At 62.4% G+C, this 20,604-nt stretch carries 21 protein-coding genes and 2 pseudogenes; 14 read left to right on the forward strand and 9 right to left on the reverse strand.

Annotated elements, in window-relative coordinates; genetic code table 11:
- Positions 1-140: 140 nt before the first annotated feature.
- Positions 141-287: pseudogene (locus VKS22_01485) on the reverse strand (transposase).
- 104 nt (positions 288-391) lie between these two features.
- Between VKS22_01485 and VKS22_01490 the strand changes: the two are divergent.
- Positions 392-1,456: pseudogene (locus VKS22_01490) on the forward strand (IS3 family transposase).
- A 569-nt stretch (positions 1,457-2,025) separates the two neighbouring features.
- Here the strand turns inward: VKS22_01490 and VKS22_01495 are convergent.
- The 7 genes from VKS22_01495 to VKS22_01525 all read right to left on the reverse strand — a co-directional run bounded on the left by VKS22_01495 (position 2,026) and on the right by VKS22_01525 (position 7,157).
- Entirely contained in the window at positions 2,026-2,751 is a 726-nt protein-coding gene (locus tag VKS22_01495) for a hypothetical protein (protein ID HLW69273.1), read from the reverse strand.
- Positions 2,752-3,324: 573 nt separating this feature from the next.
- The gene (locus VKS22_01500; GenBank protein ID HLW69274.1) at positions 3,325-4,116 is read right to left on the reverse strand and encodes a glucose 1-dehydrogenase; all 792 of its coding nucleotides are present in this window, start codon (positions 4,114-4,116) and stop codon (positions 3,325-3,327) included.
- A gap of 124 nt (positions 4,117-4,240) precedes the next feature.
- Positions 4,241-4,591 carry a hypothetical protein gene (locus tag VKS22_01505; protein ID HLW69275.1) on the reverse strand — a complete coding sequence of 117 codons (351 nt, stop codon included), beginning with the start codon at positions 4,589-4,591 and terminating at the stop codon, positions 4,241-4,243.
- A gap of 125 nt (positions 4,592-4,716) precedes the next feature.
- Positions 4,717-5,559: a 6-phosphofructokinase gene (locus VKS22_01510; protein HLW69276.1), complete on the reverse strand. Its 843-nt coding sequence runs from the start codon at positions 5,557-5,559 to the stop codon at positions 4,717-4,719.
- Positions 5,560-5,675: 116 nt separating this feature from the next.
- Positions 5,676-6,266 (reverse strand): DsbA family protein, encoded by a 591-nt coding sequence (locus VKS22_01515; protein ID HLW69277.1) that lies wholly within the window; start codon positions 6,264-6,266, stop codon positions 5,676-5,678.
- Between the two features lie 14 nt (positions 6,267-6,280).
- Positions 6,281-6,760 carry a tetratricopeptide repeat protein gene (locus VKS22_01520; GenBank protein ID HLW69278.1) on the reverse strand — a complete coding sequence of 160 codons (480 nt, stop codon included), beginning with the start codon at positions 6,758-6,760 and terminating at the stop codon, positions 6,281-6,283.
- A gap of 46 nt (positions 6,761-6,806) precedes the next feature.
- Positions 6,807-7,157: a septum formation initiator family protein gene (locus tag VKS22_01525; GenBank protein ID HLW69279.1), complete on the reverse strand. Its 351-nt coding sequence runs from the start codon at positions 7,155-7,157 to the stop codon at positions 6,807-6,809.
- Positions 7,158-7,622: 465 nt separating this feature from the next.
- Here VKS22_01525 and VKS22_01530 point away from each other — a divergent pair, with 465 nt between their 5' ends.
- From VKS22_01530 to VKS22_01560, 7 genes are all read left to right on the forward strand, one after another.
- Positions 7,623-8,420, forward strand: coding sequence for an alpha/beta fold hydrolase (locus tag VKS22_01530; protein ID HLW69280.1), 798 nt, complete (start codon positions 7,623-7,625; stop codon positions 8,418-8,420).
- Positions 8,421-8,632: 212 nt separating this feature from the next.
- Positions 8,633-10,090 (forward strand): IMP dehydrogenase, encoded by a 1,458-nt coding sequence (gene guaB / locus VKS22_01535; GenBank protein HLW69281.1) that lies wholly within the window; start codon positions 8,633-8,635, stop codon positions 10,088-10,090.
- Between the two features lie 160 nt (positions 10,091-10,250).
- Positions 10,251-11,423 (forward strand): D-alanine--D-alanine ligase family protein, encoded by a 1,173-nt coding sequence (locus VKS22_01540; GenBank protein ID HLW69282.1) that lies wholly within the window; start codon positions 10,251-10,253, stop codon positions 11,421-11,423.
- Positions 11,420-12,043 (forward strand): non-canonical purine NTP pyrophosphatase, encoded by a 624-nt coding sequence (locus VKS22_01545; GenBank protein ID HLW69283.1) that lies wholly within the window; start codon positions 11,420-11,422, stop codon positions 12,041-12,043. The genes VKS22_01540 and VKS22_01545 overlap by 4 nt, the downstream gene beginning before the upstream one ends.
- Before the next feature lie 62 nt (positions 12,044-12,105).
- Entirely contained in the window at positions 12,106-13,341 is a 1,236-nt protein-coding gene (locus VKS22_01550; GenBank protein ID HLW69284.1) for an aromatic ring-hydroxylating dioxygenase subunit alpha, read from the forward strand.
- Between the two features lie 45 nt (positions 13,342-13,386).
- Positions 13,387-13,872 carry an aromatic-ring-hydroxylating dioxygenase subunit beta gene (locus tag VKS22_01555; protein ID HLW69285.1) on the forward strand — a complete coding sequence of 162 codons (486 nt, stop codon included), beginning with the start codon at positions 13,387-13,389 and terminating at the stop codon, positions 13,870-13,872.
- A 42-nt stretch (positions 13,873-13,914) separates the two neighbouring features.
- Positions 13,915-15,003 carry a hypothetical protein gene (locus tag VKS22_01560; protein HLW69286.1) on the forward strand — a complete coding sequence of 363 codons (1,089 nt, stop codon included), beginning with the start codon at positions 13,915-13,917 and terminating at the stop codon, positions 15,001-15,003.
- Between the two features lie 2 nt (positions 15,004-15,005).
- Here VKS22_01560 and VKS22_01565 read toward each other — a convergent pair whose 3' ends face one another.
- On the reverse strand, positions 15,006-15,572 hold the full coding sequence (locus tag VKS22_01565; protein HLW69287.1) for a hypothetical protein: 567 nt from the start codon (positions 15,570-15,572) through the stop codon (positions 15,006-15,008).
- 167 nt (positions 15,573-15,739) lie between these two features.
- On the opposite strand from VKS22_01565, the gene VKS22_01570 reads away from it, so the two are divergent.
- The 6 genes from VKS22_01570 to VKS22_01595 all read left to right on the forward strand — a co-directional run.
- Positions 15,740-16,492 (forward strand): YebC/PmpR family DNA-binding transcriptional regulator, encoded by a 753-nt coding sequence (locus tag VKS22_01570; protein HLW69288.1) that lies wholly within the window; start codon positions 15,740-15,742, stop codon positions 16,490-16,492.
- A gap of 111 nt (positions 16,493-16,603) precedes the next feature.
- A complete protein-coding gene (gene ruvC, locus VKS22_01575; protein ID HLW69289.1) occupies positions 16,604-17,134 on the forward strand; it encodes a crossover junction endodeoxyribonuclease RuvC in 531 nt (176 codons plus the stop codon).
- Complete coding sequence (ruvA, locus tag VKS22_01580; GenBank protein ID HLW69290.1) at positions 17,131-17,748, forward strand: Holliday junction branch migration protein RuvA; 618 nt, start codon at positions 17,131-17,133, stop codon at positions 17,746-17,748. The genes ruvC and ruvA overlap by 4 nt, the downstream gene beginning before the upstream one ends.
- A 24-nt stretch (positions 17,749-17,772) precedes the next feature.
- A complete protein-coding gene (gene ruvB, locus VKS22_01585; protein HLW69291.1) occupies positions 17,773-18,894 on the forward strand; it encodes a Holliday junction branch migration DNA helicase RuvB in 1,122 nt (373 codons plus the stop codon).
- 99 nt (positions 18,895-18,993) lie between these two features.
- Positions 18,994-20,133, forward strand: a complete 1,140-nt coding sequence (locus VKS22_01590; protein ID HLW69292.1) for an amidohydrolase family protein — start codon at positions 18,994-18,996, stop codon at positions 20,131-20,133.
- A 109-nt stretch (positions 20,134-20,242) separates the two neighbouring features.
- On the forward strand, positions 20,243-20,604 hold a 362-nt coding region (locus tag VKS22_01595), incomplete at its 3' end, for an FAD-dependent oxidoreductase (protein HLW69293.1).

Raw genomic sequence — 20,604 nt, forward strand, 5'->3', positions numbered from 1 at the left:
TGGTCGATGCTACGTCCCGCACGCGCTAGCTCGACGATCCGGCGCCGGTATTCCGGCGCATATGGCGGATGGGTTCTTGGCATCGGGGAACTCCTTCTCTCTTCCTCCCCAACACCGTCTACGAAAGCGGGTCAAGTCCACTCCAGCCCACCGTACTTGCTGCGCCAGGTGTAGAAGGTCGCGTCCGAGATCCCGTGCCGCCAGCACAGCTCGCTGACCTTCGCTCCTGCTTCGGCCTCCTTCAACACCCCGATGATTTGCTCTTCGCTAAACCGTGCTCGCTTCATGTCTGCCTTCGTTTGTGACCCAAAACCCGAAAAGTACGCCAGCCATAAGTTGAGAGGACGGTTTGAGGCGTGGTCTTCTGCAACAGCCTGAGGAGGGTACGGGAATGCCAAAGAAGGGCCACAGCGAGGAGCAGATCCTGCGCGCATTGCACCAGGCCGAGAGTGGTACCACGGTGCGAGAAATCTGCCGGGAACACGGGATCAGCGACGCCACCTTTTATATTTGGAAGAAGAAGTACGCCGGACTGGGTTTGAGTGAGTTACGCGAGCTGCGGCAGCTGCGGGAGGAGAACGGCAAGCTCAAGCGGCTGGTCGCCGACCTTTCTCTCGACCGGCACATCCTGCAGGAGATCGTACAAAAAAAGCTGTAAGGCCCCGTCAGCGGCGCGCGCTGGGACTGTGGACGCAAGCGGTCTTTGCGCTGAGCGGACGCCGCGCGGCGGGGCTGATGAATATCACGTGCAAGACTTTACGGTACCGGAGCCGACGGCCTCCGCAGGACGCTCTGCGGATGCGGCTGCGCGAACTCGCGGCCAGCCGAGTGCGATTCGGCTATCGAAGACTGACGGTGATCCTGCGGAGAGAGGGCTGGCGGGTAAATCCCAAGCGTATCTATCGGCTCTACACCGAAGATGGGCTTACCGTGCGCACCAAAGTACGCAAGCGATTGGCGCGGCGATCACGAGCTCCAATGCCCAAGGCGACCCGACCCAATCAGAAGTGGAGCATCGACTTTATGAGCGCGAAACTCCTTGATGGACGCTGGTTTCGGGTGTTGACGGTAATCGATCAGTTCACGCGCGAATGCCTGGCGCTGGTCGCCGACAGCGCGCTCAACGGCCAACGGGTGGCGCTCGCGCTTTCGCAGATAGTGGCGGAGCGTGGAACGCCGCAATCAATTACCGCGGACAATGGCAGCGAATTCGCAGGTAAAGCAATGGATGCCTGGAGCTATCAGTACGGAGTACATCTGGAGTTTATCCGTCCAGGCAAGCCGATCGACAATAGCAAATATCGAGTCGTTTAACGGTCGGCTGCGTGATGAATGTTTGAACGTCGAAACCGTCTTCGATTTGAGCGACGCCAGGGAGAAGCTCACGCGCTGGCGACTAGATTATAATCAGGTGCGGCCGCACAGCGCGCTGGGCGATCGTTCTCCCGAGGAGTTCGTGCGCGAATGGCAAGCCTCGAGCGCGGCTCCGCCGCGCACGGCTTGGCCGGCCAACAACACACCGGCCGGCGCCGTGCAGGCAGCGATTCCGCGGATCCAAAACCTTTACAGCTTTCCGGCTCACCCCTGGTCAAAATGAGGGGTGAGGCCGAAAAGCTGCCCTCGGCGTCGGCGGGAAACGCGGCTATAACGAGCAACTTGCTAGAGACCGTCAATTGAGTATGTTGAGTGCGATAAACGCCGGAATTACCGGCAGCAACCGATCACACCCGCCAAATCTCTACCGCCGGTCGGGGTACTTCCGCGGGGCGGGTCATTTGCGGCAGACACTAACCTATCGGTGGGATACTTCGATGGGGTAAGACCACATAGGCTGACCAACACACATACGTCTCTTGTGTTTTAGAGCGCTTCCCAATGTTTGCGTCGGGAGACGCCGCCAAATCTCATTCGTCGGCCGGTTTCATCTCATTGGTGTGAGGATTCCAAAGACATCTTTTGGTCTGGCCAAAGATCGTTTGTACTTTTTGGATCCCTAAAGACTGCTTTAGATTCGGAGTCTCGACCTTAATGTCGTAGACAGCGCCATTTGGGGGTCCACCTTATCGCGGTTACCTCCACCTCCAACATATTTCCGTTGTCACCCGCGTAGATGCCTTTTTCCCCTCGTGCGATGACTTCGAGCCAGCCATCACTCTCACCCTGAAAGAGCTCAGGTTCTTCGGAAACTACAGTTCTGCGTTCAAACGATTCCGCGATTCTTAGAAGAGGATCTAGTTGCGACGCGGCCGAGTTGTTGTCCCTCCGTCTGGCTAGCTCCACGGCGAGTTTGACTACGGCGGGCAAGTTCATGACGAATTGTTGAGTAAGCCTCAGACTTCCATTGGTAGCATCGAAGATACAAGTGCCCTTTTGAGTGCCCGCTCGACCGCTGACATCCACTTTTGTATGAAAATCGCCGAGGCCGACGTCTCTCTCTTGCACGCCGAATTCCCCACAGAACGTCTCCAGCAGAATGTGTTCACCGTCGCCGGAGATGTTGATCTGCGGTAGGTGCAAACAGACTCCAGTCGTCCGAAAAAATCTGTTAAGGCTACGTTGATAATACGGTGAAGCCTGATTATAGACGTGAGTTTCTTTACTAGGGCTGCGCTGTTCGGTGAAGCCAGTGACTAACTCGCTCACCTGCAACTCTGTTTCCACAATCGAGCTTCCGTTCTGAGAAAACCAAGTAAGCACCCTTTTGGATACTTCGGAAATACCATCACACGGGAATTGGGTGTTGTGGTCCACTGTTTCTCGCGCTTGACCCTAATCTCGCCCGATTTGTAGCTGAAACGGGTTACACGATACGGACGAGCCATGTAATAATAGATTGCGCCAGGGTACCCTTCTCTAAGCGCGTACGAATTACGAACACGGTCTCTGCCACAAGGACGTGCGCTGTCCAGCCGCAGATGTGACGCCCGATCGGATTGTTGGCAAGGCGAGCTTTCCAAACGGCACCGAATCGGACTTCCAATTGGGCTGTTTCAAGTGGGATGACGCTGTAACCGGCCCTTGATATCCGCAAACAGCGCCGTGACGGTCTTGCGCTCGCCGTCGAGAGTTTCAGGCGCGGGCGTCTCCGCTACGCGAATCGGTGAGGCGGTCGATTGCTTTGCAGTGGTCGCTGCGGATGCTCCGAGCGCCGCGCCGCACTCGCCACAAAACTTCTCGCCCGCGGCATGCGGTGTTCCACATGCGATGCATATCAGCGCGAGCGCGCTGCCGCACTCGACGCAGAATTTCTTGCCCGCCGGATTTCAGTTTTACAATTCGCGCAGCGCATTTTGAGAGCGACAAGCGTCGCCCGTGCGGCGGGAGTTACAGTCCCAGATGGACGATATCGGCGGCACGAATGTTGCCGCCATCGATCACCATCGTGGCGCCGCTCATCCAGCCGGCCGCCTCGGACGCGAGGAAGACGCATGGCCAGGCGATGTCCTCGACCACGCCAAAGCGTCCGAGGGCGCGCGAGCGCAGCATCATGTCGCGGACCTCGTCGTTGGGCCAGATGCGCTCCGCGGCGCCTGCGGTGGTCACCGGTCCGGGCGCGATACAGTTCACGCGGATGCCGTGGCGTCCCCATTCGGCGGCGTGGGACTCGGTCAGCTTGATGACGCCCGCCTTGGAGGCGGCATAGGGCAGCATCGTCGCCGAGCCATGGACGCCGGAGGTCGAGGAGAGGTTGATGATGCAGCCGCCGCTCTTCTGCTCGATAAACTGGCGGGCCGCGGCTTTCGAGCAAAAGAAGGTGCCGTCGAGGTTGATCGAGACGACCGCGCGCCAGCCGTTGGGCGAGAGATTCAGGCTCGGCGTCGTGATGCTGCCGCCGTGATTGTTGATCATGACGTCGAGGCGGCCGAAGCGCTTGACCGCTTCGGCGACCATCTCGTCGCATTTGGCCGCGTCGCGCACGTCCACGACGAACATCTCGCAATTGCCACCGAGGCCGCGAATTTCGTCGCGCACCGGCTCAAGATGGGCGGCGTTGCGGCTGGCGATGAGCACCGGCGCGCCGCGCGTCGCGAACTCGCGCGCGATTGCGATCCCGATGCCGGTGCCGCCGCCCGTAACGATCGTCACTTTCCCGGCGACGCTGAAGACGTCTTTCATCGAGCGCAAACCTCCCTACAGGCTTGCGTGATGGTCTAGCGCAGAAGTCCGAGCGCCGCCAAGCCTCGCCCGCGGCGAGCACTGAACTATGCGAGATTATACGGGGACTATGAGGCGACCCGGACTAGGAGGCGATCGTGGTTCTGAGCGAGGGACGGCCGCGCCGATGGCTCGAGTGCCGTGGCTGCGGCGTGACGCGAAGACGCAGGCGTGAAGAGCCGCGCTCGCCATGATGATGGCGGATCGCGTGTTTCCACGCGACGATCCGCCGCCGGAGCACTCCGGCATGGATTCCGAGCGCGTCGCAGGCCGTCTCGAAGCTCAGGATGCCGGTATAACGGCTGTGCGTCATAATCCAGTGCTCGGCGTCCACATACAGCCGCCGTGCGTGCACCGCCGTGGCCATAGCACCGCGCTGATAGACATTTATGGCGTCGATCAACAGCGCGAGCATCAGCCGCTGTTCCCCGGTCAACTGGGCGCCTCCCGAAAGATCGTGATACTGGCAGGGAAGGATCAGATCAGCGCTGCCCTCGACAAGCAAACCATTGGAAACCGCGCAAAGCCTCATCGTAACTGCACCCCGGTGCTCTAACCCCATCAAGAGCTGAACAAGGTGGGCGCGGGTTTGGTTCCCGACAGGACAAATTTAGGAGGCAAAGGGAAAAATGCCGAGGCGGTCAGATCGAGAGCGTGTAGACCAGATCGATGAGCTTTTGATCGAGCTTGCGCGGACCTTCGACGACGTCCGCGAAGGGGACGCAGGCGATGTTGCCGCCCGCGGCGCCGATGAGCGAGGACGGGACCTGATCGATAAAGCCGCGCACCGCCGCCGCCGATCGCGACCGAAATCGCGATAAAACCCGAGTCGCGCCCCATCACCTCGACGAAGAACAGCCGCTCGCTCGCAAAAGCCGTATCGCGAATCCGATCGATCGCCTCGAGCGCGGTGTTGACCGCGGTATCAAAGCCAATCGAGTTATCGGTGCCGGGCATATCATTGTCGATCGTCGCCGGGATGAACATCACTGGCATCGGATGCTCTGAAGCGAAGGCGCGCGCGGCGGCCAGACTGCCGTCGCCGCCCAGCACGATCAGGCCGTTGACGGCCCGATAGCGCAAATTCTCGGCGGCGCGCGCCCGTCCGCCGACGGTCGAAAACTCGGCGGAGCGCGAGGTCTCCAAAAGCGTGCCGCCCTGCTGAATCACGTTGGAGACCGAGCGGTTGGTCAGGGGCATAAAGTCGCCATACACCACACCCGCAAAGCCGCCTCTCGCGCCGATCACCTCGATTCCGGCGCCGTTGGCCGTGCGGACGACCGCGCGGATCGCGGCATTCATGCCCGGCGCGTCGCCACCCGCGGTCAGAATCGCCAGCCGCCGCGGCATCTTGATCGTCCGGCGCTCAAGTTCCGGCGGTCGCGGCTGTGGTTCCTGATCCATATGAAGAGGCGGGTGCCGCTACCGACGCGTTGCGTGTCTTCGCGACACGCCCGCAGCGGTCAGCAGCCCTTGTGAAGGCTAGCATCACGTCTGACGATTGAAAAAGGCCGCGGCATTCACCGTTGCAGACCGGCCTCATTCAGCCGCTCCTCAAGCATCGGGAGGCGGTCGTGGCCCCAAAAGGGCTCGCTATTGAACAGGAAGATGGGAACGCCAAAGATTTGATCAGCCGCGGCTTCGGCTTGCGCATCGTCGTAGGCGCGCTTGCCAGCTCCCGTGAGATATTCCGGGTACTCCTCTTGCGGCAGTCCGAGCTCGCCGAGCAACGCGGCAACTGCTGCGGGCTCATCGGCCTCGAATTCGCGACGGAAGAAGCGCTCGTACGCGCGGCGGCTGTAATCGAGCAGCCGTCCATGCTCGCGGGCGAACAGTCCGCCGATCAAAGCGGGCGTAGTGTCGTAGATCTTTCGCGGTCCGCGGATCAGGAGTCCGCGCGGTCGCGCCCAACGGCGGGCGTCGAGATACGAGTAGCGCACCTTGAATTCGGAGTAGGCGCTGCGCGCGCCCTTGCCCTTGATCCGCAGTTGAAACGGAATCCAGCGCACGCGCACGTGGTAACGCTCTTCGAGTGCGAAGCCGGGATCAAAGGCGAGCCAGGCAAACGGACTTTTGTAATCCGAGTAGAGCTTGATTTCGACCGGCTCCATGATCATCTCCCGGCTCACGGCCCGTGCGATGCCGATGGTTGCAGTCGCCCGAGGGCTTCGCGGGCCTGACGCACCGCTGTGCTGTCCGCGTCGCTTCCGGTGGCCTCTGCGGCGAGGCGGTAGTGCACCAGCGCCTCGGGACGATCGCCGTTAGCCTCGAAGGTTCGCGCCAGGTTCAGTTGCGCGGAGCTATTCTTGGGGCAGCTCGTCACGGCGTCCTGATAATAGGGCAGGGCATGCGCAAAGTCGCCTGCGGCAAAGCGTTCGCCGCCCTTGCGCGCCGCCTCGCGCATCACGGCCTCATCGCAGGCGCCGGCGGCTGGGTAGGTCGAGGAGTCGGTTGCGCGTTGGGTCTGCAGGGACACGACCTGTTGCTTGAGCTGATCCAACTGCACCTGTTGCTGTTCGAGCAAAGTCTGATTGGCCTTGATCTGATCGCCGAGACAGCCGGCGAGCATAACCGCGGCAAGGACAACTGCGACGGCGCATGCCAAGTCACTCGGCCGAGCGTTGAACCAGGTCATCAAGACTGCTGAAAGTTTAATGCGGCACCGGCGCGGCAGCGTGAAAATGATAGACAAATTCATCGGCACGAGCATAGCCGAATTCGTCCCGAATCAATCGCTGAAGGTAGGCGTCATCCGAGCGCAATCTTGCAACCTGTCGCTCCAAGTGAGCGTTTTGCTCGCGCAAGGCGTTGTTTTCAGCCGTCAGCCGCGCGCGACGTTGCGACAGCGACAGGAGCAGGCGCGGTCCCTGAGAGGGGCGCAGGCCAGAGCCGATCAATCCCGCCAGGAGGACCGCCGGGATAAGGCTGGGCCAATTCCGGCGGAGCAGCGAACTTAACCTCGCCATATGCGAATCGTAAATCAACCGCAGATCGGGATTCAAGAGAACTAATACTAATCGGGCATCGGAAAGCCCGAAACTCTCGCATCGACGGGCTGATTATAAAATTTAGAATTTGTTTATAAATTTGCAGGAAGCTCTTGCTTTGAACATAACAGGTTTCTATAATGCCGAACGTAAGAGGTTTTTCGCATAAGTTTTGGTGCTCGTCTAACGGCGGCAACCCTTACAGGAGGATCGTGTATGGCAATGGCAAAAAAGCCCGGTAGCAAGGCTGCGAAACCCAAGACCAAACTGAAGAGTACCATGAAGAAAAAAGCGACCAAGAAGCCCGTCAAAAAGAAGTAGTTTTCTAGATCGCCCACCGCCTGCATGGCGGAGGCGCAATTGCCGGGCTAGCCGCCGCGACGAGCCGGGGCTCGATGCCTCGTAAACCGGGAAAAGGCCCTCTTGAAAAAGGGGGCTTTTTCTTCGTCCGCGGCGTATAAGAAAAGGCGGACAAACACGTTGGCGAGGCCGCTGGAGCGGACCGCGTTGCGCTGGGAGCAGCCGGCAACGCGCAAGTTCGCAGGATCCATCGTGATCCTGCCCGAACTCTTCACTACAAATAGTCATTATTCACTCCTCTCAGGCTATCTGACGAGCGTCGGTTGGGAAGTCTGCACCGTCGATGCGTACGCCGGGCTTGAGCGCCGCCGCTTTGCCGGCCTCTGCGACTCCGTCGCCGAAGCGATCGCCGCGAGCGGCCGCGAAGTGATCCTGCTCGGGCACGGCCTCGGAGGATTGATGGCCTTCGCGCTGGACGCGCGGGCGGCAGTGGTTGCGAGCGTCGCGCTCGCGCCGGCGCTACCCGGTTTCCGCTCGCCGCTCCTCGACGGTCTGCGCAACCGTCTCGCCGCGATCCGCGGAGCGTTGATTCGGCCACCGTCGGGCCGCGCGTTGTTTGAGTTTGTCGCCGACGCCGATCGCTTTCAGCGTGACGCGCTGATCCGCGAGCTCACACCAGGCGATGCGACGGCGCTGCGCGAGATCGCTCGCGGCGCGATCGGGGTGCCGCCAATCGGCGCCACGCCGCGCCTGATTGTCGCAGGTGATTCCGATATCTTCGCGCCGCATGAACAGGTAAGCCGATTTGCTGCCGTGGCCGGCGCTCAAAGAGCGACCCTATCCGGTCGCGGCCATTGGCTGGTTGGCGGGCGCGCGCTCGAAAAGACCGTCAATGAACTCCAGCGCTTTCTCATAAAAAGCCTCGGCCGCGATCTCTTACTGCTCTATCCCCCAGATCCGCCCGACGAGCCGAGTTGACCCGCCTCGAGTTTCCGCCTGCAGCCTCGGAATTGTGCCTCATGAGGCTATCTGTTAGATTCAGTTATGGCGCGGATACGTAACAAGTTCGCGATTCAAGCCAGTACCACCGGGGAGGCCTGCGGAGATTCCGTGGGCCTTTTCAGTTTCGCACTCGCGCGAGGCTCTGGTTCCCCGCTTAATGCCCTGCCGCTGACGCAATCAGGAGGAAAATGATGCTGCATCAGGAACTCCGTGAAGGTCTCACGTTCGACGACGTTCTCCTGCTACCACAATTTTCCGACTTGCTGCCCTCAAGTTGCGACGTCGCGACGGCGCTGACGCCGCGCATCCGACTGCACATTCCGTTGTTGTCGAGCCCGATGGACACGGTGACCGAATCGCGCACCGCCATCGCGATCGCCCAGCTCGGCGGCCTCGGCTTTATTCATCGCAACCTGCCGATTGAACGCCAGGTGGCGGAAGTTGCAACGGTGAAGAAGTTCGAAAGCGGGATGATCGCCGATCCGGTGACCGTCGATCCGGAGCAGCAGATTGGCGACGCGCTCGCGCTGATGCAGCGCCACGGCATTTCCGGCCTGCCGGTCGTTGCGAGCGAAAGGCTAGTCGGAATTCTCACGAATCGCGACCTGCGCTTCGAGCGCCGGCTCGATCGCAAGGTGCGCGAAGTGATGACCACGCGGGTGATCACCGCGCGGCCGGGTATCAGCCTCGACGAGGCCAAGGAAATCCTGCAGGCCCATCGGATCGAGAAGCTGCCGCTGGTCGACGATCGCAATCGTCTGAGCGGTCTGATTACGGTCAAGGATATGGACAAGGCGACGCGCCATCCGTATTCGAGCAAGGACGCGATGGGCCGGCTGCGCGTCGGCGCCGCGATCGGAGTGGGGCCGGAGCGCGCGGAACGGGCGGCGGAGCTGCGGCGCGCCGGCGCCGACGTGCTTTGCTTGGATACGGCGCATGGCCATTCACGCAATGTCATCGACGCGGTGATTGCGACCAAGCAGGAATGCCCCGGCCTCGAGGTCGTGGCCGGCAGCGTCGCGACCGCGGAGGGCGCCAAGGCATTGATCGACGCGGGCGCTGACGCCTTGCGCGTCGGCATGGGACCCGGCTCGATCTGCACGACGCGGATGATCGCGGGGGTCGGCGTGCCGCAGATCACCGCGATCATGGATTGCGTAGCCGTCGCCGGATCGCGCGGCATTCCGGTAATCGCCGACGGCGGCATCCGCTTTTCGGGCGACATCACCAAGGCGCTCGCTGCGGGCGCGTCGACCGTGATGGTCGGTTCGCTGTTCGCCGGCACTGAAGAGAGTCCCGGCGAGACCATCCTCTATCAGGGACGCACCTACAAGATGTACCGCGGGATGGGTTCGCTCGGCGCGATGACCGAGCGGATGCGCGATCGCTATGGCCAGAACGAGCTGCCGGCCAACAAACTGGTGCCCGAAGGGATCGAGGGCCGCGTACCCCATCGCGGCGCACTCGCCTCCAATATCGAGCAACTGGTCGGCGGCCTGCAGGCGGGTATGGGCTATATCGGTGCGGCGACGCTCGACGACTTGCGGCGGCGCGCGAAGTTTATCCGCATCAGCGACGCTGGCCAGCGTGAAAGCCACGTCCACGACGTCTTCGTCACCAAGGAAGCGCCGAACTACCGCCCCTAGCGCACCAGGCGGAGTGAGGCTTTGCGAACGCAGCCGAGCACGGGGGGCGGCGGAGTCTGCGACGCGCGGCGAAAACCAGGAGTCTGCGAGCTGCGTTAGGATTTTAAGTAATCAGCCGTCTCGAACACACGCCTTCGCCGTGACAGAATCACGGCGAATTATGGCGCGTAAAAAAAAACTGCGGGTGGCGGTGTTGTTCGGCGGCCGTTCAGGCGAACACGAAATTTCGCTGCGCTCCGCCTTGACCGTGATCGCGGCAATGGATCCTGCGCGTTACGAGATTGTGCCGATCGGAATCGCGCGCGACGGCAAATGGGCGCTGCGGCCCGACGCGCTCGCGGCGCTCAAAGCCGCGACGCCAAGACTCCGCGCTCTCGGACGCGGTGGAATTGCGGTAAGCCTGCCGCCCAATCCCGGACGTCACAGTCTGGTCGAGCTTGAAGCGACGAATGGCCGGATCAAGCCGAAGCGGCGAACCGCGACCCCGCTGCTGCCCGGTCCGCTCGACGTCATCTTCTCTCTGCTGCATGGAACCTACGGCGAGGACGGCACGGTCCAGGGTCTGCTCGAATTGAGCGGCATTCCCTATGTCGGCGCGGGTGTGCTCGGCTCCGCGATCGGGATGGATAAGGACGTGCAGAAGCGGCTGATGCGTGACGCGGGCATCCCGGTCGTACGCTATTTCTCGCTCACCCGCACCGAACTCGAGGATGACCCGCCGCGCCCCGCGCGGATGATCGACGAACTCGGTTTGCCGGTTTTCGTCAAGCCCAATGCGCTGGGCTCCTCGATCGGAATCACTCGCGTTGCGCAGCGATCGGCGCTCGCTGCGGCGCTCGACGATGCCTTTCAGTACGATCGCAAAATACTGATCGAAGCGTCGTGCCCCGGCCGCGAGTTCGAGTGTGCAGTGCTCGGCAACGATCGTCCCGAAGCGTCGAGTCCGGGTGAAGTGGTGGTCGGCGGCGGACACGCCTTCTACAGCTACGAATCGAAGTACGTCGATCCAGCGGGAGCGGCCGTGAAAATTCCGGCGGAAATTCCGCCGCGAGTCGCAATGCGAATTCGCGAGATTTCCGTCGCCGCTTTCAAAACGCTGGGGCTACGCGGGATGGCGCGCGTGGATTTCCTGGCGCGGCCGGACCTCGGCGAAATCTTCGTCAACGAGGTCAACACCATTCCCGGCTTTACCGCGATCAGCATGTATCCGAAGATGTGGGAAGCGAGCGGCATCCCCTTGTCCCGTCTGGTGGACCGGCTGATCGAGTTGGCGCTGGAAGAGCATCGCGAGCGCGCGCGGCTCAAATACTCGTACGCTCCAGTGAAAGAATGAAAGAACTATTAGTCGCGACCACTAACCCGGCCAAGCTCGCGGAATATCAACTGCTGCTGCGCGATTTTGGTCTCACCGTGATCTCCCTGCGCGAGATTGGGATCGCGCAGGCTGCGCCGGAGGATGCCGCGAGCTTTGCCGAGAACGCGGCGATCAAGGCGAGGTTTTATTTCGATCTCGCGAGAGTTCCGACGCTAGCCGATGACGGTGGGCTCGAAGTCGATGCTTTGGACGGCGCGCCGGGCGTGCGGTCTCATCGATGGCTCGGGGTGGCGAATCCCGATGACCGGATGCTGGCGGAAGAGGTAATTCGGCGGATGACCGGTGTTGCGCCGGAGAGGCGCACCGCGCGAATTCGCGCTGCTGCAGCCCTGACCTGGTTCGAGTCGGCAGTGCAACGCGAGGCGCGTGCGGAAGCTGCGCTCGAGGGAGTAATCGCCGACCGCTGCTATCACGAGGTGCGCGCGGGCTTTCCGTATCGCTCGGTGTTGTGGCTCCCAGAGCGCGGATGCTATCTGGCGGAGCTGAGCGAGGAGGAAGCGGCGCAGCTCAGCCAGCGGCGCGCCGTGATCGAGCGGCTCTCCCGTGCATTGACCGGCGTCGCGACAGCGAGGGAATGAGATCGACGGCCGCGTTCGCCAGAGAGTAAAGTCAGTTCGCCGCATCGCCTACGGAGACTTAGTTGGAAGGAGTAGCGCAGAACCTCCGCCGCTGGCCCGTCGAGGGCCTGGGCCGCGTCCCCTACTGGGTTTACAACGATCCCGTGGTTTACGTGCGCGAGCAGGCACGCATCTTCGCCGGCCCGTATTGGAGCTATGTCGCTCTCGAGGCTGAGATTCCGAAGACGGGCGACTTCGTCCGCAGTCACGTCGGCGAACGCCCGGTAATCGTGATTCGCGACAAGAGCGGCGGCGTCAACGTCCTGCTCAACCGCTGCGCTCATCGCGGGGTCGAGTTCTGCCGGACGAATTGGGGCAACGCGCGCTCCTTCACATGCCCCTATCATCAGTGGACCTACGATCTGACGGGCAACCTGACCGGCGTGCCCTTTCGGCGGGGCGTCAACGGGCATGGCGGGATGCCTGCGGAGTTCGATCCCGCGCAGAATGGCTTGACGCAACTCGTTGTCGCGCGGCGCCACGGGGTAATCTTCGCGAGCTTCGATACGGCCGCGCCGCCGTTCGAGGACTATCTCGGCGCGTCGATGCTGGGTTACTTCGATCGCGTCTTCGACGGGCGCGAACTGCGCGTGCTCGGCTACTCCCGCCAGCGCATCCCGGCCAACTGGAAGCTGATGTTCGAGAATATCAAAGACCCTTACCACGCCAGTCTCCTGCACGTCTTTCTCGTCACCTTCGGCTTGTTTCGCGCCGACCAGCCGGCGCAGGTGAAGATGGACCAGAGTGGGATGCATTGCGTCCTCGTCTCGAGCAAAGGAGAGCAGCAGCTCAACGCCACGACCCGGGCGATGCAGAGCTTCCGCGCCGACTTCAAGCTGACCGATCCGCGACTGCTCGAACCGGTGCGCGAGTTTCCAGGCGCCGCCACGGTCGTGATGCAGACGCTCTGGCCCAACATCATAATTCAGCAGCAGTCCAACACGCTGGCGATGCGGCAACTGGTGCCGCGCGGCCCCGAGCTCTTCGACCTGATGTGGACCTTTTTCGGCTATGCCGATGACACGCCGGAAATGACGCAGCGCCGCTTGCGGCAGGCCAATCTGATGGGACCGGCGGGACTGGTCTCGATCGACGACGGCGAGGTCATGGCTTTCTCGCAGCAAGGCGTCCGTCAATTCGCCGACGGCGCCGGAAAGCTCGAGATGGGCGGCCGCGGCACCGATGATGAGGATCACATGGTCACCGAGACGGCGATTCGCGCTTTCTATGAGCACTACCGCCGGGTGATGGAATTCTGAACGCCGGTGGCGAATTCCGACGCTTCGCTTATGGGGCTTTGACGGATGGCGCGCGCACAGCATGACCTCGCCTTGCGGTATGAGATCGAGGATCTATATACGGAGTACGCGCACGCGCTGGATAACTACGAGCTCGAACGCTGGCCCGAGTTCTTTATCGACGATTGTCTCTATGAGATCGTTTCGCGGGAAAATCACGAGCGCGGCTTGCCGCTGGCGCTGATGCGCTGCGAGAGCAAGGCGATGCTCACCGATCGCGTCGTGACGATCCGGCAAACGCAAATGTTCGCGCCGCGCGCGCTGCGCCATCTGATCAGTTCAATCCGGATTGCGCCTGCGGCCGCCGATGGCATCAACGCCGAGGCCAATTACGCCGTGCTGCAGACGCTGGTCGATGACGAAACCCGCATCCTCAGCGCCGGCCGCTATATCGATATACTGCTGCGCGATGGCGACGAGCTCAAATTCAAATCGCGCACCTGCCTGTACGACACGGTGATGGTGCCCAATTCACTGATATATCCTTTGTAGCATTACTAGTGCGCGCGATGAGGCAACTGCGAGGAAACTCTGATGAGCTCAACTGAGATTAAATTCGTCGATCGCACCGGATTCGTCACACCCAAGCTCGATCTGTGGCCCTCGATTGTCATCGCGAAGGAGCAGATCGCGACCGAGGTGACACGGCTCGCGAGTCTTCCGACGCCTGCTAATGGGCGGAGGCGTTCGCTCATTGTTCATCCCAACGAGAATGGCAGCGGCCTCGCGCCCGGGATTCAGGTCGCGCTCGAGGTGCTGAAACCCGCCGAACGTACCCGCCCAATCCGTCACAACTCGTCGCAGGTCAACTTCTGTATTCGCGGTCGCGGCCACGCAATAGTCAATGGGCGGCAGATAAACTTTAGCCAGTACGATGTCTGGAACACGCCCTCGTTCAACACCTACCAGAACTTCAACGACAGCGACGATCTGCAAGTGCGGCTGACTTACAGCAACGCCGCGCTGCTGGAAAAGATGAACGCGCATATCGTTGACGAAGATCCGCCGGCGGAAGAGGTTAGCGGCGCAGCGCCCGCCGGCGAGACCGATGCGCGGCGCGTCAACCCGTTCGGCACTTTCGCGCTTGGGGGCGACGGCGCCTATCTGCTGCCGTATGAAAAACTGATCAACCCGGAGGTCATCAAGTCTCCCGTGCTGCACTGGCCGTGGCGTCAGGTCAAGGAACATCTCGACAAGCTGCAGGCCCTCGGACAGTCGTACGTCGGACGGCGCTTATACCTGCTGTACAATCCGGCAACCGGCCGCACCAACGGCACCACGCACAACTTCTTCGCCACGATGACCGTGCGCCCGCCGCACATCGTCGACAAACCGCATCGCCACGCCGCCGCCGCAGTCAATTACTACTTCTCAGGTAGTGGCTATAGTACTGTGCGCGGTCAGATACTGCATTGGAAGGCGGGCGATCTAATGCTCTCCGCGCCGGGCTGGGCCGTGCATCATCATGCCTCGAACGACGAGCCGGTGTACGAACTGACTATTCAGGATAGCCCCCTCAATCTCGCGATGGATTCGCTGGTCTGGCAGGAGGACCTGCGCGAGCCGATGCGCCTGCTGGGTTCGAGCCACGGCTTCGACACCAATCGCGCGAAGCTGGCGTGAGGCTAAGGGGCTGCGCCGGGGGATCTCTTGGGCGCGTCCTTGACGATCCCGGACTGGGCCGGCTGTGTCCCCGGATGGTGCTCGAGCAGCGCCTGCTCCTTGATCTGCTTGAGCAGCCGCGCCTCCTGCACGCCATGTGACGCGCATTGCTCGTCCGACGGCGGGTGCAGCGGCACATTCAGCGGCGCCGTGAAGGTCGCGCTCACACTGATCACACTGGTATGCGGGCCCTGCGCCTTGACCTGAAAATCATAGACGATCGAGGCATCGGGGTCCGGCTCGGCAGGGACCTTGCCCGCGATACCCCGTAGCTGCCCGCAGTCGGCGTCGGTCAGCGTAAAGCCGCCGACCGCCTGGGCTTCGAGGGCGCCCGCGTCGGGATTCTCCGTGATGATATGCAGAGCGTCCTGCACAACTACCGTGTGGAGCGCATCCCAGGCGAGATCATACGGTAGGTCCAGCTTGACCGCCGCACGGTTCGGCGCGAGCGGCCGCGCCTGCGGCGGATAGAAACATCCGGAAAGGATCGTGAGCGTAGCAATGATGCGGACAGCTTTCATGTGATTCAACGCGGCATCATAGCAGCCCTAGTCGATGGTCATAAGTTCCCACTTCCGGTCCGCATTAAACGGGACTGCGGCGCGCCCGCACCACGCTCCACTAAGCGCGGCTTTGTGGTAGAGTCGCGGCATAGCAGAAGTCGTTGTTTCATTCTCTGAGCGGAGGCGCGAGTCCAATGTCCGGCCATTCGAAATGGAGTTCAATCAAACATAAGAAGGCGGCGCGCGATCAGAAACGCGGCAAGGTTTTCACCAAGATGATCAAGGAGATCACGATCGCCGCGCGGCTCGGCGGTGGCGATGTCAATGCCAATCCGCGGCTGCGCACCGCCGTCGCCGCTGCAAAAGCGGGCTCGATGCCCAATGACAATATCGACCGCGCGATCAAGAAGGGTACCGGCGAGCTTGGCGGCGGCCAACTCGAACAGGTCGCTTACGAGGGCTACGGGCCGGGTGGCGTCGCGCTGATGCTCGATGTCCTGACGGATAATCGCAATCGCACGGTCTCGGAAATCCGCTTCATGCTCTCGAAGAGCGGCGGCAACCTCGGCGAATCCGGTTGCGTCGCCTGGATGTTCGAGCGGCGCGGCGCGATCACCGTCGAGAAGCAGGCGGCCGACGAGGATCGCTTGATCGAGCTCGCATTGGAGGCCGGCGCCGAGGACGTCATCGCCGCCGACGACGCCTTCCAGGTGATGACGCCGCCCGACAAACTCGCCGCCGTGCGCGACGCCCTCGAGGCGGCTAAGATCGCGATCGCCGCCGCGGAATTGACCATGGCGCCCAAGACCACTGTCAAGGTCAGCGGCCATCAGGCGGAGCAGGTGCTCAAGCTCATGGAGGACCTCGAAGAGCACGACGACGTGCAGAGCGTCGCGGCCAATTTCGATATCGATGACGAGGTGATGGCGCAGTTCTCGGCGGCTTAACGCTAGGCGGAGTGAGGCTCTGCGAACGGAGCCGAGCAGGCGAGTCTGCGAGTTGCGTTCCAAATTAAGTCGGCGGAGTGAGGCTCTGCGAACGAGCCGAGGGGCGGGGGGATGCGGATAATCGGGGTTGACCCAGGCAATGCGGCGACCGGGTTCGGGGTGGTCGAGCGGTGCGCAACGCTGGTCTGGGTAGGTGCGGGCTCGATCCGCAGCAATGGGATGTCGCGCGGGCCAGGCCGCCTCGCTGCACTGTACGAAAAGCTCCTCAACGTGATCGACGAATACTCCCCGGCCGCGATGAGCCTCGAACGCAGTTTCGTTGCGACCAACGTCCAGAGTGCTTTTACGCTCGGCGAGGCGCGCGCGGTCGCGATGCTCGCTGCGGCTCATCGCGGGCTCGAGGTCTTCGAGTACACGCCCACCGACGTCAAACTGACGATCGCCGGCTACGGCCGCGCCGACAAGGCGCAGGTCAAGCGGATGGTCCGGCGGACGCTCGAGTTGGATGAGGCCACGCCGTTGACCGATGACGCTGCTGACGCCCTCGCGATCGCGTTGACGCATCTGTTTCGCGCGCGCCTGGGTCTCGCGATTCGCGCCGCCGACGCCCAGCGGCGGATTAAATCCCGGGTGCGCGCATGATTGCTACGCTGAGCGGCCTGATCCTGCTGCGCGACGCCGGCCGCCTGATCGTCGAGACCGGCGGTGTCGGCTACGAAGTTTTTATCCCGTTGAGCACCTACTATCGCACGCCGGCGGCCGGCGCGCCGGTCAAACTAGAAATTCGGCAGGTGGTGCGGGAGGATGCGCTCACGCTCTACGGCTTTGCGAGCAGCGGCGAGAAGCGCGCCTTCGATCTCCTGATGAGCGTGCAGCATGTCGGTCCCAAGCTCGCGTTGCAGGTATTGTCGGTGCTCGCGCCCGACGAGTTGGCAGCCGCGATCACGCGTGAAGACACTGCCCGGCTCGACGCCGTGCCGGGGGTTGGCGCGAAGGTCGCCGAACGCATCGTGCGCGAACTGCGCGACAAGGTCGGCGGCCTGAGCCTCGCGGCGGCAGCCGTCGTGGACGGCGCAGTTAACGGGCGCGCCGGCGGCGACGGGATGCTCGACGACGCGATCTCTGCGCTGATCAATCTGGGCTACAAGCCGGTTGAGGCGAAGCGTGCGGTCGATGCGATCGGCGCGCCGGGCGCGGGCGATGAGCTCGAAGCGATCATCCGCAGATCGCTCGCCGTCATTCTTGGTGAGAAGTAAATCGCTCGGTGAGAAGTAATCGCGTTGAAAGATGCGCAAATGAAAGACCTCGCCCCGCTTGACGCGACGATCACCCGCGAGCGCGCCGCTGCGCCTGACGCCGAAGCGGTCGCGGCGCGCCGCGCCGCATCGCCGGCGCCCGCGGCCCTGATGGCCACCGCGCCGGCAGCCGGCGAAGAGCAAACCATCGACCTCTCCCTGCGGCCGCGCTCGATCACCGAATTCGTCGGCCAGGAACGCATCAAAAAAATTCTCGGGATGTCGATCGCGGCCGCGCGCCAGCGCGGCGAGGTGCTCGATCACGTGCTGTTTTCGGGCCCGCCCGGGCTCGGCAAAACGTCACTGGCGCATATCATCGCGCGCGAGCTCGGCGTCAACCTGCGCTCGACCTCCGGACCCGCCATCGAACGCGCCGGCGATCTCGCCGCGATCGTCAACGACCTCGACAAGGGCGACGTGCTCTTCATCGACGAAATTCATCGGCTGGCGCGCGTGGTCGAGGAGATCCTCTACCCGGCGATGGAGGACTTCGAGCTCAACATCGTTGTCGGCAAGGGACCCGGCGCGCGCACGATGCGCCTTGCGGTAAAGCCCTTTACGATGGTCGGCGCCACCACCCGCTCCGGGCTCTTGAGCTCGCCCCTGCGCGACCGCTTCGGCCAGCACTATCATCTCGATTTCTATGCGCACGACGAACTGGCGGAGATTGTGCGACGATCGGCGCGGCTGCTCAACGTCAGGATGAACGATGACGGCGCGGCCGAGCTCGCCGCCCGCGCCCGCGGCACCCCGCGGATCGCCAACCGCCTGCTGCGGCGGGTGCGCGATTTCGCCCAGGTTCACGACGCCGCGATCGTCACGCGCGAGGTCGCGCTCGGCGCCCTCGAGTTGCTCGAAATCGACGCCTGCGGCTTCGACCGGATGGATCGCGCGATCCTTGCTGCGATCATCGACAAGTTTGACGGCGGTCCGGTCGGCGTCGAAAGCCTCGCCGCCGCCGTCGGCGAAGAGGCCGACACCATCGGCGAGGTCTACGAACCCTACTTGCTGCAGGAGGGGTTTGTGGCGCGGACCGCGCGCGGACGCGTCGCGACACCGCGCGCTTACAGTCATCTCGGGCGCACCCGCCGCGGCGCCTTGTTGTAAGATCTGCCTGCTCGCTCGGTTTCATTTCGCTTGAAATGCTCTTCAAAAAGGACGAAGTAGAAGATAGTTTCCACAGACCAATATTGCGCGAGGCAAATTATGGGACAGCTACGTTTGATCTCGGCAGACTCACACGTGATGGAGCCGGAGGATTTCTGGACCACCAGGCTCGATCAAAAATTCCGCGACCGCGCGCCCCACGTCGAGCCGCGGCCCGACGGCAAGGGCTACCTCTTCACCGCCCCGGGGATCAGCCCGTTTCCGGTCGCGGGCGGCTTCGGCACCGGCCGCAGCGGCGTCGAACTGCGCGAACACATGAAGAAGGGCTATGAAGCCGCGCGACCCAGCGGATGGGATCCCGTCGAACGGCTCAAGGACCAGGACATTGACGGCGTCGAAGCGGAGGTGCTTTACACGACCCTTGGGATGCCCTTATTCGGGCTCGACGATTCGGACCTGCAGCGCGCCTGCTTTCATGTCTACAATGATTGGCTCGCGCAGTTTTGCGCACATAATCCCAAGCGGCTTATCGGGACCGCGCTCATCTCGCTCGAGGATATCGCCCTCGGCGTCAAGGAACTCGAGGCCTGCGCGAAGAACGGACTGCGCGGGGCGATGATCTGGGGCTCGCCGCCTAAGGACAAGCCCTATTCGAGCAACCTTTATGATCCGCTGTGGCAGGCGGCGTCGGATTGCCGCATGCCGCTGTCTTTGCACGTCATCACCGGCAAGGGCAAGGGCGGCGATCTCGCCAAGGTGGGCGACGCCCTGATGGGCGGCGCGTCACGCGTATCGATGGGCGAAATTTACGCCAATCTGATTCACGAGGTGCAGCAGTCGCTAAGCTCGATCATCTTCGGCGGCGTGCTCGAGCGTTTTCCCAAGCTCATTATCGTCTCGGCGGAAAACGATGTCGGCTGGATTCCCCATTACATGTACCGGCTCGATCACGCTTACGAGAAATTTAACGCGATCATGCCGAATCCCCTCCCGACGAAGCCGAGCGAGTATATTCGCCGCCAGATGTTCGCGACCTTCCAGGACGATCCGGTGGGTCCGGCTGCCTACAAGTTGTTCGGATCGGCAAACTATATGTGGGCGTCGGATTTTCCGCACACCGACTCGACCTGGCCCGAGTCGCGCAAAGTGGTTGAACGTGATTTTGCTGACGTGCCCGAGGCGATCCGCAGCAAGATCGTCTTTGACAACGCCGCCGCGCTTTACGGGATCGGTAACTGATACCACCGCCGCGCGGACGAGTTGAGGCTGCTTCTGTCTGCTCCCTCTCCCACGTCGGAGAGGGAGCGCCAGCATTAGGTGCGTCGCGTTCAGATATAGTCGGCGCCGATTGATCCCACCGACCCAGATTTTCCCCGCCGACGAGCATAATCGCCGGCTCGCGGATAACGTCGATCTCGCGACCATCGCGAATCCGCGGCCGGCGGCGCGCTACAACCTCGTCGTGATTGGCGCCGGCACCGCCGGGCTCGTCGCCGCAGCCGGCGCGGCCGGACTCGGCGCGAAGGTCGCGCTGATCGAACGCCATCTGATGGGTGGTGATTGCCTCAACTATGGCTGCGTCCCCTCGAAGGCGCTGCTGAGCGCGTCGCGCGCCGCGGCCGCAACCAACTCGGCGTCACGCATGAGGATCGCACCGCCCATCGACGAGCAGGAGATTGATTTCGGCGCCGTGATGGAGCGGATGCGCCG

It is taken from the genome of Candidatus Binataceae bacterium (genome assembly GCA_035308025.1).
In the GTDB taxonomy this organism is placed as follows: Bacteria; Desulfobacterota; Binatia; order Binatales; family Binataceae; genus JAJPHI01.

What these genes read in the sequence shown, in the direction of transcription:
- VKS22_01500 (HLW69274.1), bottom strand. Translation starts at nt 4,116, where the DNA reads ATGAAAGACGTCTTCAGCGTCGCCGGGAAAGTGACGATCGTTACGGGC.
- VKS22_01510 (HLW69276.1), bottom strand. Translation starts at nt 5,559, where the DNA reads ATGGATCAGGAACCACAGCCGCGACCGCCGGAACTTGAGCGCCGGACG.
- VKS22_01515 (HLW69277.1), bottom strand. Translation starts at nt 6,266, where the DNA reads ATGGAGCCGGTCGAAATCAAGCTCTACTCGGATTACAAAAGTCCGTTT.
- guaB (HLW69281.1), top strand. Translation starts at nt 8,633, where the DNA reads ATGATGCTGCATCAGGAACTCCGTGAAGGTCTCACGTTCGACGACGTT.
- VKS22_01540 (HLW69282.1), top strand. Translation starts at nt 10,251, where the DNA reads ATGGCGCGTAAAAAAAAACTGCGGGTGGCGGTGTTGTTCGGCGGCCGT.
- VKS22_01545 (HLW69283.1), top strand. Translation starts at nt 11,420, where the DNA reads ATGAAAGAACTATTAGTCGCGACCACTAACCCGGCCAAGCTCGCGGAA.
- VKS22_01555 (HLW69285.1), top strand. Translation starts at nt 13,387, where the DNA reads ATGGCGCGCGCACAGCATGACCTCGCCTTGCGGTATGAGATCGAGGAT.
- VKS22_01560 (HLW69286.1), top strand. Translation starts at nt 13,915, where the DNA reads ATGAGCTCAACTGAGATTAAATTCGTCGATCGCACCGGATTCGTCACA.
- VKS22_01570 (HLW69288.1), top strand. Translation starts at nt 15,740, where the DNA reads ATGTCCGGCCATTCGAAATGGAGTTCAATCAAACATAAGAAGGCGGCG.
- ruvC (HLW69289.1), top strand. Translation starts at nt 16,604, where the DNA reads ATGCGGATAATCGGGGTTGACCCAGGCAATGCGGCGACCGGGTTCGGG.
- ruvA (HLW69290.1), top strand. Translation starts at nt 17,131, where the DNA reads ATGATTGCTACGCTGAGCGGCCTGATCCTGCTGCGCGACGCCGGCCGC.
- VKS22_01590 (HLW69292.1), top strand. Translation starts at nt 18,994, where the DNA reads ATGGGACAGCTACGTTTGATCTCGGCAGACTCACACGTGATGGAGCCG.